Annotated in this window: 11 protein-coding genes; 4 read left to right on the forward strand and 7 right to left on the reverse strand. The window is 46.8% G+C overall.

The features are described 5' to 3' along the window. Positions 1-16: 16 nt before the first annotated feature. From ACLHR0_RS09610 to ACLHR0_RS09630, 5 genes are all read right to left on the reverse strand, one after another. Positions 17-1,639, reverse strand: a complete 1,623-nt coding sequence (locus tag ACLHR0_RS09610) for a hypothetical protein (protein ID WP_436486153.1) — start codon at positions 1,637-1,639, stop codon at positions 17-19. A gap of 63 nt (positions 1,640-1,702) precedes the next feature. Next, positions 1,703-2,869, reverse strand: a complete 1,167-nt coding sequence (locus tag ACLHR0_RS09615; RefSeq protein ID WP_436486155.1) for an efflux RND transporter periplasmic adaptor subunit — start codon at positions 2,867-2,869, stop codon at positions 1,703-1,705. Positions 2,870-2,907: 38 nt separating this feature from the next. Further along, a complete protein-coding gene (locus ACLHR0_RS09620) occupies positions 2,908-4,140 on the reverse strand; it encodes a TolC family protein (RefSeq protein ID WP_436486157.1) in 1,233 nt (410 codons plus the stop codon). Then, positions 4,137-7,241, reverse strand: a complete 3,105-nt coding sequence (locus ACLHR0_RS09625) for an efflux RND transporter permease subunit (protein ID WP_436486159.1) — start codon at positions 7,239-7,241, stop codon at positions 4,137-4,139. The genes ACLHR0_RS09620 and ACLHR0_RS09625 overlap by 4 nt, the downstream gene beginning before the upstream one ends. Before the next feature lie 121 nt (positions 7,242-7,362). After that, positions 7,363-7,668, reverse strand: coding sequence for a DUF6660 family protein (locus ACLHR0_RS09630; RefSeq protein WP_429048011.1), 306 nt, complete (start codon positions 7,666-7,668; stop codon positions 7,363-7,365). 103 nt (positions 7,669-7,771) lie between these two features. Between ACLHR0_RS09630 and ACLHR0_RS09635 the strand changes: the two genes are divergently transcribed. The 4 genes from ACLHR0_RS09635 (at position 7,772) to ACLHR0_RS09650 (ending at position 11,479) form a co-directional block, all read left to right on the forward strand. Further along, entirely contained in the window at positions 7,772-8,467 is a 696-nt protein-coding gene (locus ACLHR0_RS09635) for a LytR/AlgR family response regulator transcription factor (protein ID WP_370913103.1), read from the forward strand. A 127-nt stretch (positions 8,468-8,594) separates the two neighbouring features. Then, positions 8,595-8,786, forward strand: a complete 192-nt coding sequence (locus ACLHR0_RS09640; protein WP_436486162.1) for a hypothetical protein — start codon at positions 8,595-8,597, stop codon at positions 8,784-8,786. Between the two features lie 137 nt (positions 8,787-8,923). Then, complete coding sequence (locus ACLHR0_RS09645; RefSeq protein WP_436486164.1) at positions 8,924-11,122, forward strand: ATP-binding protein; 2,199 nt, start codon at positions 8,924-8,926, stop codon at positions 11,120-11,122. Between the two features lie 156 nt (positions 11,123-11,278). Beyond that, a complete protein-coding gene (locus tag ACLHR0_RS09650) occupies positions 11,279-11,479 on the forward strand; it encodes a hypothetical protein (RefSeq protein ID WP_142687064.1) in 201 nt (66 codons plus the stop codon). Between the two features lie 333 nt (positions 11,480-11,812). Here the strand turns inward: ACLHR0_RS09650 and ACLHR0_RS09655 are convergent, their stop codons facing one another. Together ACLHR0_RS09655 and gyrA are read right to left on the reverse strand one after the other, a co-directional pair. Beyond that, positions 11,813-13,075, reverse strand: coding sequence for a tetratricopeptide repeat protein (locus ACLHR0_RS09655; protein ID WP_370913106.1), 1,263 nt, complete (start codon positions 13,073-13,075; stop codon positions 11,813-11,815). Between the two features lie 159 nt (positions 13,076-13,234). Continuing rightward, a complete protein-coding gene (gene gyrA / locus ACLHR0_RS09660; RefSeq protein ID WP_436486167.1) occupies positions 13,235-15,841 on the reverse strand; it encodes a DNA gyrase subunit A in 2,607 nt (868 codons plus the stop codon). Between the last annotated feature and the right edge of the window lie 397 nt (positions 15,842-16,238).

Below are 16,238 nucleotides of genomic sequence, written 5' to 3' on the forward strand. Positions count from 1 at the left end.
AACCTAAAGACTACAACTAAAACTTTATCCACGCAATATTTGCTTTTTTCTCCAGGCCCTTGCGCGAAATCAGTACTGTAGCATATGTGCGTGTTTGTGCATTATAATCTGCTGCGCCCATCATACAGGCATATCCTTTTGTTACTTCCGGCGCACCGAAAAGAAACAACCGGTCCATCTTTCCTTTATAAAAACGGTAGCAGACAAAATTCGCGTCTGCCGCGTATTTCAGGGGTTTACGAACTTTGTCCTGTCCGCCGGTGTCGAGGTATTGGAGATAGTCATTGAAAAGTACAAACGATACATCCGGCGAAGGGATATAGTCGTACGACAACCAGGTGTTGGTATTCAATGCGGCGATTTTATTGCGGAACACCCACTCACTTTTACTGCGGCGCTGCAACTGGAAAGGCTCACAAACACCGGTGATCACCTGGTATTTTGAAACGGCCAGTGTGGAATTTTCCCTTCCCGCCGTATCCAGTAAAGCAATCCCGATATCTCCCAGATTCGTGTGTAATTTATTCAGCTGTGAGTTACCTTGTTTAAAAAACGAGAAACTTTCCATCAGCAACGTGCTGCTTCCGTCTTCGTTCAGGTGTATCCGTTGTGGTGTGCCTTTGTATTCTTCTTTGTAGTTGAGATTCTGCTGCACATTACGGGAGAGCTCCGGAAACGACAGCTGCACATGTTTCTTCAGCTTACCGGTAGATTCCCGGAAAGTATTCATGATGATGCCGGAATACCCGTCTTTTTGTTGGGGAGACACATACAGCAGCATCCGCAGCTGTGAAGCAGCCACCTGAATTTCTCCACCAACATTTCCAAAGCCGGCAGTATAATCCAGCACCTCGTGCGCAAACGCAGCCGAATCAGGCGATAACATGGAGAAGAGCACCTTTGCTCCTGCGTCGCCGTCTTTTCGTTTGGCGTTAAAGCCCACTGTGCCCATGTACACTTTTTCCTTTCCTTTCACTGCCATATCGATATAACTGAAATAGCTATACGAAGAGTCGGGCATGTAAAACAAGCCACTGTTAATTAGTTCATGCCCCGGTGAAAAATGCATGACCCGGATACGTTCGCGAACACTGTCATTTTTCTGAACCGGCGCCCCTGAAAACAAAGCCACAGCATAGTAATCGCTGTTGACATCTTTCTCTACATACATATCATGAGAAGCGAGATTATCATCTACAAATACGCTGCGGTGCTGTACGCTGGGCAGCTCTCCCAGTTTATCCTCCCGGAGCAGTTTCCCTGTTTCACCATCCAGTATCAGACGGTACATCACGGGATTGTATTTTACGAGTTGTTGTAAAAAAAGTACCGGCTGACCGTTTATTTCAAAGATGCCATCTATTTCAGTAGACTCCAGGTCTGCCGCATTCCATTGACTGGCATGTACTGTATCAGCTACTTTCAGGGCCCGGGCGCTGTCGTAAATATTTACCAGTAGCCCGTCCTTTTTGGAGAAATGCAGGTACACCGTGTTACCATTCCTTAACTGCAGCAGTTTATCCCAGCCATCTCCCGGCTCGGCGAAGTCCGGTCCCAGTGTTACGACCGGTACCTGGGCTATGGCGAAACTGCTGATCAGTAAAGCCCCTAAAAGAACGGACCATCTCAAATAGTTCATTTTCTTATCAATTAATAATTTCAAATATATGAAATTATTTAAATTAATAAGACAGATCACTGCCTAATGCCCTTCATGTTCTCCGCTGTTTTTCAACTTAGCCAGCAGATCATAGGCGCCTGTTATCACCACATCCCCGTCCGGCGCCTCTTCCGGGAAAACTACTTCGGTATAGCCCAGTTCACTGTTTCCTTTTTTAACCTCCAGCATATTGAAATGCAAAGTGCTGTCTGTTCCCGGTTTTTTTACGAACACGTACGCTTTGTTGTCGAAATCCACAAGGGCGGCATCAGGCACCGCCTTTACGGCAGCGGCGCCGGTTTCAATCATGGCCTGGAGATAAGTACCTGGCAGCAACTGTGTATCTTCTTCCTCCAGGTGGCAATGCACCCTTACCGTACGTTGGGGACTGATTTCACGGCCAATCAGGTGAACAGTAGCGGTACGCGGCTTAGTTTCATTAGCCAGCGTGAAACGTACCAGCTGACCGATCTTTAACCGGGGCACATCTTTTTCAAACACCGTCAGCTCCGCATGCAGATGTTCGGTATTCACAATGCGGAAAAGGATATCCGCAGGCGTTACAAACTGGCCCAGGTTAACGTTCACCTGTGTTACATAGCCACTGATAGGCGCATATATATTAACCGTACGCTGAATGGTTCCTTTTTGCAGGGCAGGGAGGTTAATATTCAGCACGGACAGTTTTTGCCTGATTCCATTCTCTTTGGCCTGCAGGGTTTGCCAGCTGGCTTTGGCTTGCTGCAGCGTTTTCAGGGCGTTCACATTTTCTCTGGCCAGTTCCTGCTGGCGATCGTGTTCTTTTGTTGCATATTCCAGCTGGCTGCTTACTTCCAGGTAATCCTGTTGTAACTGGATGTAGTCGAGGTTTTCCAGTACTGCAATTACCTGCCCCTGCTTCACTGGCATTCCCTGTAATAAACTGGTTTGCTTTATAAATCCACCCATTGGTACCGAGATGCTTACCTGTTGCTGCGGCGGTACATCCAACAGGCCATTTACTTTCACGGCGCCACTGATCTGCCGGTTCTCTGGTTTACCATAAGTAATACCTGCTGTTTTAAATTGTGCGGGAGTCAGCTCTACAACACCAGGTTCCTCTTCATGATCATGCACATCTGCAGTAGCAGGTGTTTGTTTATTGCCGCAGGAAACAAGTAAAATGCTGCTGATAACGGTAAAGGCTATATGTTTTTTGAATAATCGCATAATGATATTTTTTTTGTTGATGACCGGCGGAACACAGCTTACTGCTGGCCGGCCAGATATGCCATGTATAATTCTGCCTGTTTTACTTCATTGCGCGCCAGCAGGTATCCCTGCCGTGCCGTAAGCCCATGTTCCAGGTTAAGAAAATATTCAGCGTAGCCAATGTCTCCGCTGCTGTAGGATTTTTCAGATTGCTTCAGCAGCAGTTCTACGTTTGGCAGTGAAGTACTTTCATAAAACTCCAGGCTGTTCCTGTTTTTGATAAACTCCTGTACTGCCTGCTCATATTGGGATTGCAGTTGTATAAGGTTATTATCAAACTGTAAACTGGCCGCCTGCTGCTGCTTTTCCTCCGCCCGTACTTTTGCTTTGAGAGGTCCTATCCAAATGGGCAGCGCCAGTCCTACCTGGAACCCCTGGAAGCGGTTACTGTTGGTAGCCAGTGGCGCGCCGGAAGCATTCAACGGAGTGCCGATAAACGACTGGTTAAAATAACCCACCATGATATCCGGCAGTATCGCGGCTTTCAACAGCTTCTTTTGCTTTTCGGCAACGGTTACCTGCTGCTTCAGGTATTGCAGCTGCGGATTGGCCACTATGGCAGCGGAATCACTCACAAGGGAAAATGCTGCATCCGGTATAGCCGTTTCCGTTATTGTAACGGGCTTGTTGGTACCCAATAATGCCTGTAACCTGGCGGTATAAATTTTAAGATCAGCCTCGTTTTGACGCAGGGCGTTCTTTACTTCGTTGAGCCGTCCTTCGGCAGCGATTTTTTCCAGCATCCGGCTTTCACCGGTACGGTACCGCAGGTCTGCGCTGCGGGCAAACCTGGTGAAGATACTATCCTGCCGGAGTATCAGGGCTTTCACCTCCTGCAGGTACAGCAGCTGTATGTACACCTGTTTCACCTGGTACACCAGTTCATTCTGCGTAACCGCTTTCTGCCAAACTGCTTTGTCCACCTGCGCATGATTCAGTTCCTTCCTGGCGCTGAATACGGTTGGGAAAGGAATGGTTTGCGTAACACTGTAGTTGTTATCATTGGAAACATAACTGTTTGTTTGACCGTACTGCAGGTTCACATCTGTTTTCGGGATTTCCCCGCTGGTGCCTGTCATTTTACGGTAGTAACCAATGGAAGCATCGGCAGATTTCAACCCTTTGTTTTGCTGCAAGGCCAGCTGTACAGCTGTTTCCAGCGTGAGTACCTGCGACTGTGCAGTAACCATTGCAGGCAACAGCAGGCCTGCTAATATCCAGATCTTCATAATGTATGTTTTGAAAAACCTTTCTCCAAATAGATGTATAAACACGGTAACACCAGGAGGGTCAGTAAGGTAGAAGTAATCAACCCTCCTATTACCACGGTAGCCAGCGGGCGTTGCACTTCCGCTCCTGCGCTGGTGGCCAGGGCCATCGGCAAAAAGCCGAGAGATGCCACAAAGGCGGTCATCAGTACCGGCCGTAATCGGGTAGCCGTTCCATTTAGTACTACGCTGTTGAGGTCCTGCAAACCGGATTCCTTTAGCCGGTTGAACTCCCCTATCAGCACAATACCATTTAATACCGCCACACCAAAAAGCGCGATGAATCCTACGCCGGCGGAAATACTGAAGGGCAAACCGCGCAACAGGAGCGCAAAAACGCCTCCTATGGCCGACATGGGGATAGCGGTAAATATGAGCAGCGATTGTTTTACAGAGTGAAAAGTAAAATAGAGCAACCCAAAAATCAGCAGCAATGCTACAGGTACGGCAACGGCTAAACGCCGGTTGGCTTCTTTCAGATTTTCAAACTGTCCGCCGTACCGGATAAAATAACCCGCGGGAAGTTTTACTTCTTTGCCAATGGCGGATTCAATATCGGCTACCACGCTTGAAATATCGCGGCCCCGGACATTAAAGCCAACGATAGTGCGTCTTTTAGCATCTTCTCTTTGCACCTGGTTGGGGCCCGTCGTCATTTTTACTTCCGCCACTTCCTGTAGCGGCACCTGGTTTCCGGATGGCGTGGTGATGTACAGGTTTTGCACATCTGCCAGCTGCTGCCGGCTTTGCTGGTCCAGCCGCAGTACCAGGTCGAAACGCTTCTCCCCCTCATATACCAATCCGGCGCTCTGGCCGGCGAAAGCAGTGTTGATGGTTTGATTGATGGTGGCAATGTCAAGTCCGTAGCGGGCTATTTTGTCCCTGTTGGCTGTTACCACAATCTGTGGCAGCCCGCCGGTTTGCTCCACGTACAGATCTTTGGCGCCGGGAGTGCGGCTTACAATACGGCCTATCTTGTCGGCCAGTGAAGCCAGCGTAGCGAGATCTTCTCCAAAGATCTTGATCCCTACGTCCTGGCGCACACCTGAAATCAGTTCATTGAACCGTAACTGGATAGGCTGTGAAAAACCAAAACTCACGCCTGGTACCGCTTCCAGGGCTTCCTGCATTTTATTGGCCAGTTCTTCCCGGTTGCGGGCGCTGGTCCATTCCTTCCTGGGCTTCAGTAAAATGGTGAGATCACAGGCCTCCATCGGCATTGGGTCGGTAGGAATTTCAGCTGCGCCTATTTTGCCGATCACTTCTTTCACTTCAGGGAATTGTTTCATTAATATCCCTGAGGCCAGGCTTACCTTGTCGATGGTTTCGGACAGGGAACTACCGGTGAGCAGTCTTGTTTCCACGGCAAAATCCCCCTCTTCCAGGGTAGGAATAAATTCTCCTCCCATCTTACCAAATAAAAATAATGCGATCACAAAAAGCAGTATAGCCGCTCCCGTGACCACCGCCTTTGCGCGTAATGCGCCGCGTATAATGGGATCGTATATACGCTGAAAGAAGCGCATAAGCCGGTCGGCTACCGTGACTTTGTTATCGAGATTTTTACTCAGCATCAGCGCGGACATCATCGGCACATAGGTGAGCGACAGGATGAAAGCGCCGAGAATGGCAAAGGAAACAGTTTGCGCCATCGGCCGGAACATCTTGCCCTCGATGCCGGTTAAAGCGAGTATGGGCAGGTATACAATGAGAATAATGATTTCACCAAAAGCAGCAGTACTGCGGATCTTGCTGGCAGCATCAAATACTTCAGTATCCATTTCCTGCTGTGATAAACGTACCAGCTGACCGGTTTTATTCCTGCCGGCAAGGTGGTGTAAGGTCGCCTCCACTATAATCACTGCACCGTCTACAATCAGTCCGAAGTCGATAGCGCCGAGGCTCATCAGGTTACCTGATACCCCGAAGAGGTACATCAGGGAAACGGCAAACAACATCGATAACGGGATCACAGAGGCTACAATCAGCCCTGCACGGAGGTTTCCGAGGAATAGTACCAGTACGAATATGACAATGAGCGCCCCTTCTACCAGGTTCTTTTGTACAGTGCCTACGGCTCTGCCTACAAATTCGCTGCGATCCAGGAACGGTTCTATTACCACGCCGGGCGGCAGCGTTTTCTGTATCTGTTCAATCCTTGCTTTCACTGTTTTCACTACCTCGCTGGAGTTCTTCCCCTTCAGCATCATCACAATGCCTCCAACGGCCTCCCCATTTGCATTGCGGGTAAGCGCACCATAACGTACGGCATCTCCCAATTGCACGGTGGCGATATCCCTGATCAATATGGGCAATCCGTCAGGCGTATTCTTCACCACTATCTTTTCTATATCCGCCAAACTGCTGATCAGCCCTTCGCTTCGGATAAAGTAAGCATTGGGTTTCTTGTCGATATAAGCGCCGCCGGTGTTCTGGTTGTTCCTTTCCATAGCGTTGAACACGTCGGCGATGCTCAGGTGATAGCTGCGGAGTTGGTCGGGGTTGAGCGTAACCTGGTATTGCTTCAGCAATCCGCCAAAACTGTTTACTTCGGCTACGCCGGGTGTTCCCAGCAGTTGTCGCCTTACATACCAGTCTTGTATAGTACGCAATTCACGCGCATCAAACTTTTCTTCATACCCTTTCCGGGGATGCAGTACATATTGGTATACTTCCCCCAATCCGCTGGAAATGGGCGACATTTCCGGGGTGCCAATGCCCGGAGGAATACTGGTTCTCGCCTCGCCCAGCTTTTCATTTACCTGTTGGCGGGCCCAGTAAATATCTACATTATCATGAAATACAATGGTTACAACCGACAGTCCAAACCTGGATATAGAGCGTATTTCCGCCAGTTCCGGTATTACCGCCATCGTTTGTTCAACGGGAAAGGTAATAAGCCTTTCCACTTCCTGGGCTGCGAGGGAAGGCGATTGTGTGATCACCTGCACCTGGTTATTGGTGATATCCGGTACCGCATCTACCGGTAAACGTAACAGGGAATATACGCCAAATGCCGCCAGGGCACACGTAAATATCCCTATCATTAATTTGTTCCTCACAGAGAAACGAATGATCTTATCCAGCATGATTGATTCAATAAGTAATAAAATGACGTACCATAGCCATATCTACGCCGGTAAAGGCATGGATATGCTCATAGCAAAAACATCTGTAAACGGATTAAACCAGCTGTGGGGGCTGCCAGATATTATCTGATAAAGAAGGAAGCGGGTTAACGGGCAACACGGGGTAATCTATACTGATCCGTTGCGCCATAAAATAAACCGTGACGGCCACACCGGGAGTAGCCTGTATATTACAGCAACTGCATACGCACAATGGCGAGCAGTAGTCCGGTTGTGTTTCATGGTCGTGGGAAGTGGCGAGTTGTACAACTGCGCTATGGTTTCCCGGCTGGTAGTCGTTGCAGGGAATGCACGACAGCAGCAGGATATAACAGCTTAGTATGTAAAGTAACCACTTCATCTTTACAAATGTAAAAATTAAACTTAAAACGCCATTGGAAAAAACTGCATCGCAGTTGCGGCTGAGATGATTTTATATTACGATTTGTACTTAAATTAGCCGCATGAATTGCCTGATCGTAGACGATAATAAGCTGGCGCGTACCGCCATGAAGCAATTAGCCAGTCATGTGGAACAATTGCATGTGGCAGGTGAGTGCAGCAGTGCTATGGAAGCATATAATTTTTTACAGAAAGAAAAGATAGATCTCCTGTTACTGGATATAGAAATGCCCGGTATGAGTGGACTGGAGCTTACCCGCAACCTGGGAAAGAAACGCCCGGTGATCATCTTTACCACGGTAAAAAAGGACTATGCAGTAGAAGCGTTTGAGCTGAATGTGGCCGACTACCTGATTAAGCCCGTACAGCCTGCCCGCTTTATCCAGGCCATTGAAAAGGCCCGTGAAATCACCGACAGCGATCACCGCGAACTACAGGTATCCGATACCGAGTTTGTGTTTATACGTGATAATGGCATCCTGAAGAGAATAAAAACAGAAGATATCCTTTTCCTGGAAGCAATGGGCGACTACGTAAAGTTAAATACCCCGCAGAAATTCCACGCCATCCATACTACGCTGAAAGCACTGGAGGAAAAACTGCCGGCTGCTAAATTCATGCGTGTGCACCGCTCCTATATCGTGGCGCTCGACAAAATTGAATCTATTGAAGATGGCACCATCATTATTAATAAAAACGCGATTCCTGTAGCGGATGCCTACCGTTCTGCATTGAATAATAAACTGAACCTCCTGTAACTCAACGACACTTTCCCCTTTTTGACCGACAGCTGCTGCCTGTTGGGCCATTAGTATTACCATCACTTTTCTGGCGGATGTACCTTTAGGTCGTCAAACAATTGATCACTAAATAAAATATACAGCCATGAAAAAGTTTGGTATTGTAATCGCCGCAGCTATGTTGTTTATGAGTGCATCATCTTTTGCACAGACCACTGCATCTAAAAAAGAAACAAAAAAAGAAGCGACTGCAAAGGCGCCTGCTCACAAAACACATGCGAAGCATCATCATACAGCAAAACCTGTTGCTGCTCCGGCTGCACCAAAAGCGAAATAATCATAGTCCTTTGTCAACATAATTAGCCTCAGCGAATTATTACGCTGAGGCTAATTATCTGAAGGAAGGAGCAATAAAATTGCTACTTTTATTGAACCGGCTTTCCTATATCAGCGTTTTATATGTACTAAACTGTCATGCAGCCTAAAAGAATCAAATATTACCTCCTCGGCCTGTTCATTACCGGAATGATATTATTTGTTGTGCTGCAATTCAACTCCGCAAACAATATCCATAAGCTGATCAAAGGCAATGAGCAGCTGTTACAGGAGCTTAATGTAAAGAACGAACTCCAGAAGCTGCAAACCAATATGGCCAAAACCGACAGCAAGGTACGCGGCGCAGTGATTTCCCAGGATACCATTCATATTACCGGCATCGAAGCCGAAATAGCCATTATTAAGGCAGATCTCAAAGAGATCAATAAAATTATCAGAAACGACAGCACAGAAAAGTTACTCACCCAGCTCAACTACCTGGTAGATGAAAAGAATGCCTTTAACCTCATGGTACTGGATACTTTTTACAGTCAGGGTAAATGGGCGGCTGAAAAATTAATTAACAACCAGAAAGGAAGGCGGCTGGGCGAGGCCATCAACGGCATTTTGCGGCAACTGGACACCACCCGGCAATCGGAGGTGAACCGCACCACCCACCTGATAGACAGCAGCGGGCAAAAAGCGCAGCGCTGGGGTACCGTGCTGGTATTTTTTGCCTGTTTAATGAGCCTGCTGGCATTCTTATATATCACCAGCCGGATCCACCGGCAGGAGCAACTCATTGAAGCGCTGGATGAATCCCAGCGACAGGAGAAAAAACTGGCGACCATAAAAGACCAGTTCCTGGCCAATATGAGCCATGAAATACGAACGCCCATGAATGCAGTGCTGGGCTTCACCAACCTGCTCAAAGCCCAGCCGCTCAACGATAAATCCAAAGAATATGTAGGCGCCATAGACAGCGCCGGCCAGAGTTTACTGGAAATCATCAACGACATCCTGGATATCTCCAAAATAGAATCCGGTATGATGCGCATAGAAGCCACCTCTTTTAGCCTGCGCAGCGTGCTCCATGGTGTAAATACCATGTTCAGACCCAAAGCCGAAGAAAAACAACTTCAGCTGGCTGTGACCATTGAGGAAGATGTACCGGATATCTTATATGGAGATGTAATGCGGCTGACACAGGTGCTGGTGAACCTCACCAGCAACGCGGTTAAATTTACCGGTGAGGGCGAAGTACGCATACATGTGGCAAAAGTATGGGCAGAAGAAAATGCGGTTCGTATATTATTCACCGTTAGTGATACCGGTATAGGTATTGACCCTTCCATGCAACAAAGTATCTTCGACCGCTTTCACCAGGCGGAAGCTGCTACCACCCGCAAGTTTGGCGGAACGGGGTTGGGACTGGCCATCGTAAAACAACTGATAGAATTACAGAATGGCTTTATTTCAGTGGAGAGCAAACCCGGTGAAGGCGCTACATTTAAAGTAGAACTCCCTTACACATTGGGGGAATCATTATCAGAAGAGGGGCATCATTATTTTACAGAGAACGACCAACTGCCCCTTCATCCAGATGTACGGCTGCTGGTGGCAGAAGACAATAAGATGAACCAGAACCTGCTTCGTCATTTGCTGGGCAGCTGGCAGTTGCAGTATAAAATTGTAAACAATGGCAGGGAAGTGTTGCAGGCGTTGGACCGGCAGCACTACGACCTGGTGCTGATGGATATTCAAATGCCTGAAATGGATGGCTACACCGCCGTACAGGCCATCCGGCACGAGCTGCACTCCACTATCCCCGTAATAGCCATGACAGCCCATGCTATGACCGGAGAGCGCGAAAAATGCCTGCAGATGGGTATGAACGAGTATATCTCCAAGCCTATTATTGAAGAGGACCTCTACAGAATGATCCAGGTATACATTGGTAAACTGCCGCCCCGTGAACTGCCGGCTGTTTATCACCTGTCAAATGAAAATGGCGCCCAGCATCTCATCAACCTGAATTATCTCCATGATCTTTCCAAGGGTAATACTGAATTTGAAAAAACAATGCTGGAGCAATTCATTGCACAGTTGCCGGAAGAACTATCGTTGCTGAAACAGGCAGTGATAGCTGAAGACATTGCAGCTATACGCGCTACCGCGCATAACCTGAAAACAACCGTTTCCTTTATCGGTTTGCAGGATCACCTCTATCCTATCCTGGAACCACTGGAAAAACTACAGGAAAACAACTACCATCCCGGTACGGTTGCCAGCCAGTTCAATACCCTGAAACACCTGTGTATACAGGCTGTACAGGAGGCCATCCACATCCTGTTATAACTCCCTGTTGTATATTACCGTACATTTTCCCCTGTTCAACGACAGTAATTCCCTGTTCACCGAAACATCCCGTCAACACCGCCTTTGCTGATGTAATTTTACTACAGAAACTATAACAAAACATTCTTCATCTAATCATTTTAAAAAGACAATATCATGAAAAAAAGCCTGATCGCCGCTGTAGTAGTAATGAGCATTTCTGCTGCATCTTTCGCACAAGCACCAGCTGCTAAACCTGCAAAGAAAGCTGCTAAAACTGAAGCAAAAGCTGAAGCAAAACCAGCTGCTGACACTACTAAGAAAGCCGCTAAACACGAACATGCAAAGAAAGCTGCTCCTGCTGCTAAAAAAGCATAACGAGTACATACAGCGTTTGAGTTAATTGTCCCGCAAGTCTTTCGGCTTGCGGGATTTTTCGCGGAGGTTGTCTTGGCTCAGGATTACGCTGATTATACTGATTAGCTGGATTTTTACTTTTGGATTTATAAAGGATTAAGGGAGATAGAAGCGGATATATTCGCTTTTATCTCCCTTAATTATTATTATAAGAAATCTAAAAAATCAAAGAAAAATCCAAAAGTAAATCCAGGTAATCAGTATAATCAGCGTAATCCTGAGCCAAGACAACATCCGCGAAAAAAAAAGAGTCCGCTGTCAGGCGGACTCTTTCCAATAATATCAATACGCGGTTTATTGTTTAGCACCTAAACCGTCCAGTTTCTTTTTCACTTCTTCTACTTTTGCAGTGTTGTTTTTGATCGCATAGATCTTCTGCAGTGCATAGAGGCAGCTTTCGTAAGTTTGTTTGTCACTTGCATCGAGGCTGCTGGCTTTAGCGGTGAAGCCGGCGTCAGCTTTCTCGAAGAAAGGCAGTGCCTGACCCATCAGTCCTTCTACTTTTCCCTGTAATTCTTTTGCTTTAGGAGAAGTTTGCTGTTTGCTGTCCAGGCCATTCAGTTCTTTGTTGAAAACAACTGCGCGGTTAAAGTACAGGGCACCCAGCTGGAAGTTAGCGGTAGCATCGGCAGGATTCATTTCGATCGCTTTCTTATAGGCTGTTTCTGCTTTACCTATCAGTTCTTCGTAGTTAGCTGGTTTAGGAGCATCACCGCCTTTATCATCGCGGGGATTAGCCAGGTTATCTACGCGGATAGCGTAATCCAGTACAGCTGCCTGGTCGGTTGGATTGTCGGCGATTTTCTTTTCCAGCATCGTCAGTAATTCGTTGGTTTTACCTGTTTTGCTGTAGAAAGCCATTTCCATATCGTTAAAGCGTTTATCCTTAGGGAATAAAGCTTTAGCCTGTTCGATTGTTTTCAGCCAGTTTGCCTGGTCGCCTTTTTCTTCATACAGCTGACCCAGGATTACATAGAGAGCAGGTTCGCCTTTGAACTGCAGATCGGCTGCTTTTTTCAGGTAGGTAAAAGCATCATCTTTTTTACCGGCCTGGTTGGCAGCGTAACCAACGTAGAAAGTGAGGGCAGTATCTGCAGGAATAGAGCCACCAAGGTTTTTACTGTTGTAGAAGTCAGCTACTTCAAAAGCCTGTTTGAAGTTATACAGGGAGGAGTCCCATTTCTGCTCATTCAGGTTAGCATAACCGGCGTTGGCAATAGTAGCGTATACATTGAACAACGGCTGGTTCATTTCCAGCACCGCTTCTTTCATTTTAGGATCTATCTCCAATGCTTTTTTGAAGGCGGCAAAAGCTTCTGTTGCCAGTGCAGCGCTTTTCTGCTTGGTGCCCATAGCTTCCAGGATCTTACCATCTACCAGCCATGTTTTAGCGTCGTTCTTGGTCTTTTCATTCTGTAATGCTGCGTCAATATCCGCTTTGGCTTTTTCCAGATCTTGCTTCTTCAGGTTCTCATCCGCACTGCTAACTTTTGCCCGTTGTGCCATAACCGATACACCGGCCGTGCAAAAGAGAAGAGATACCAATAATTTTTTCATGCTTTTGTTTTTTTAGTTGCTGATTACAATAAGAGTATGGTGCTCCAATAAATAGTAATACAACCAGTAGTATAGTTACCACTAAAAGCTGGCTGTATTTTTTTTATCAGAAACCGGTAACAGACCGGGTTAAGGACCTGTTACCGGTTATAATTTTATTTATTCTTCTGTAGTGTCAGTAGCTTCACCGTCGGTTCCTTCCGGTGTATTGTCATTTTCACCTGCGTCAGGTGTTTCATCACTTGCTACAGCGGGCGTTTCGCTACCTTCTTCGCCTTCTTCCAGTAGTATTACTTCTTCTTCCTGTTCATCCAGTCGTGCTACAGCTGCAATTTCGTCGTTGTCATCCAGGCGGATCAGGCGTACACCCTGTGTGGCGCGGCCGGCTTCGCGGATATCTGCAACGGCCATGCGGATGGTGATACCGGACTTACAGGTGATCATCAGGTCATGTTTCTCTGTAACATCAAGTACAGCTATCAGGTTACCGGTTTTTTCTGTGATGTTAATGGTTTTCACACCTTTACCACCACGGTTGGTAATACGGTATTCCTCGATGTTGGTACGTTTACCGAATCCTTTCTCAGAAACCACCAGGATGGTTTTCTGTTCATCTTCCTTATTAACACAAACCATACCAACCACCTCGTCGTTGTCGCTGTCTACCTCAATTCCTCTTACGCCGATGGCGCCACGACCGGTGTCGCGTACCGTAGCTTCAGGGAACCTGATAGCGCGACCGCTCTGGATGGCCATCATGATCTGGCTGTCACCGGTAGTCAGTTTGGCTTCCAGCAGTTCATCGCCTTCATTGATGGTAATGGCATTCACACCGTTCTGACGCGGACGGGAAAACTCTTCCACCATCGTCTTCTTGATGATACCCTTCTTGGTACAAAGTACAATATAATGGTTATTGATAAAATCTTTATCACTCAGGTCTTTAATATCGATGATAGCGCGGATCTTATCATCAACCGGAAGCTGGATCATGTTCTGGATGGCACGTCCTTTACCACTCTTTTCCCCGTCCGGAATTTCATAGACCTTCAGCCAGTAGCAGCGGCCTTTTTCCGTGAAAAACAGCATGGTATGGTGTGTAGAAGCCACAAACAGGTGCTCGATATAATCTTCATCACGGGTTTTACCGCCGATGGCGCCACGGCCTCCGCGTTTCTGCTGCCGGTAATCGTAGGCAGAAGTACGCTTGATATATCCCAGGTGGGAAATGGTGATCACCACATCTTCTTCTGCGATGATATCTTCTATCCTCATTTCGCTGGCGAGATACTGGATTTCTGTCTTACGTTCATCACCGAATTTCTTCTTCACTTCTTCCAGTTCTTCGCGGATGATCTTCATACGTAAAGATTCATCAGCCAATACCTCTTTCAGGTAAGTGATCAGTTTCATGATGTCGTCGTATTCAGCGCGGATCTTATCGCGTTCCATACCAGTCAGACGTTGTAAACGCAGTTCCAGTATAGCTTTCGACTGTAATTCAGACAATCCGAATTCTGTCATCAGCCCTTCCCTCGCAATATCAGGCGTAGCGGCGGCGCGGATCAGTGCAATCACCTGGTCCAGGTGATCCAGTGCGATCAGGTAACCGGCGAGGATATGCGCTTTTTCTTCTGCCTTACGCAGGTCGAAGCGGGTTCTTCTCACTACTACTTCATGACGGAAGTCGATGAATTCCCCGATCATATCTTTCAGGTTCAGGATACGCGGACGGCCTTTTACCAGCGCCACGTTATTGATACCGTAAGATGTTTGCAGTTCGGAATATTTAAATAACTGGTTGATGATCACATTGGAGATTGCTTCTCTTTTCAGATCAATTACCAGGCGCATACCTTCACGGTCACTTTCGTCACGTACATCGGAGATGCCTTCAATAATCTTATCATTTACCAGCTGTGCAATTTTCTGGTGCAGTACTGCTTTGTTGATCTGGTAAGGCAGTTCATAGATCACCAGCTTTTCACGGCCGTTTTTAGCGGTTTCGGAGGTAATTTTACCTCTTACCACTACTCTGCCCCTGCCGGTTTCAAAACCTTGTTTAACGCCTTCAAAACCATAAATAACACCCCCTGTTGGGAAATCCGGTGCTTTAATGTGTTTGATCAGCTCTTCTATAGTGATCTCTCTGTTTTCAATGTAAGCGATAGCGCCATCCACTACTTCGCTGAGGTTGTGGGGCATAATGTTGGTAGCCATCCCTACCGCGATACCGGAAGCGCCATTCACCAGCAGGTTGGGAATGCGGGTAGGCAGTACCGTAGGTTCTTCGAGCGTGTCATCGAAGTTGTTGGTAAAGTCCACCGTTTCCTTTTCAATGTCTTCCAGCATGGCTTCTGCGATCTTCTGCAGGCGGATCTCGGTGTAACGCATGGCAGCCGGCATATCGCCATCTACCGAACCAAAGTTACCCTGTCCGTCCACCATGGGATAACGCATGCTCCAGGGTTGCGCCAGTCGTACGATGGTGTCATAAATGGAAGCATCACCATGTGGGTGATATTTACCCATTACTTCACCCACAATACGCGCTGATTTCTTGTAGGCCTTGTTACTGTGGTTGCCGAGTTCATTCATTCCGAATAAAACGCGCCGGTGCACAGGCTTCAGACCATCTCTCACATCGGGCAAGGCACGGCCCACGATCACGGACATAGAATAATCTATGTAGGCCGTTTTCATTTGCTCCTCGATATTTATCTGGACAATTCTCCCTTCCTGATGATTTTCCGTATGCTCTGTCATTTTGTGTGTTGATTTACAGTTTTTTCTGCGTAAAACAGATAAAGGCAAATATAGCCATTTCAGCCCTTATTCCGGCCTAAAAATCAAAGAATGTGAATAAAAAACGCCATAGGGATTAACGCTTATATTGCAATATCGATATATGATTGATTTACACAATGAATGACAACCATTTATATAGCATTTGTGTTATAGTAAAACAACCCTGATTTTGATTTAATTGCAATATGTTAAGACACATTAATATATTAGAATATAAATATTGGCAAAGTATTTGTTTCTAAGAGGCTGATAATCAATTGTTCGAATCAACGGAAAACATATATATAATAAGAACAAATCCGAATTTGCTTAAAAATTCGAACATTAGTATAAAAAGTGCTGTTATTCCCCTGAT

Source organism: Chitinophaga sp. ARDCPP14 (genome assembly GCF_051362515.1).
Lineage (GTDB): Bacteria > Bacteroidota > Bacteroidia > Chitinophagales > Chitinophagaceae > Chitinophaga.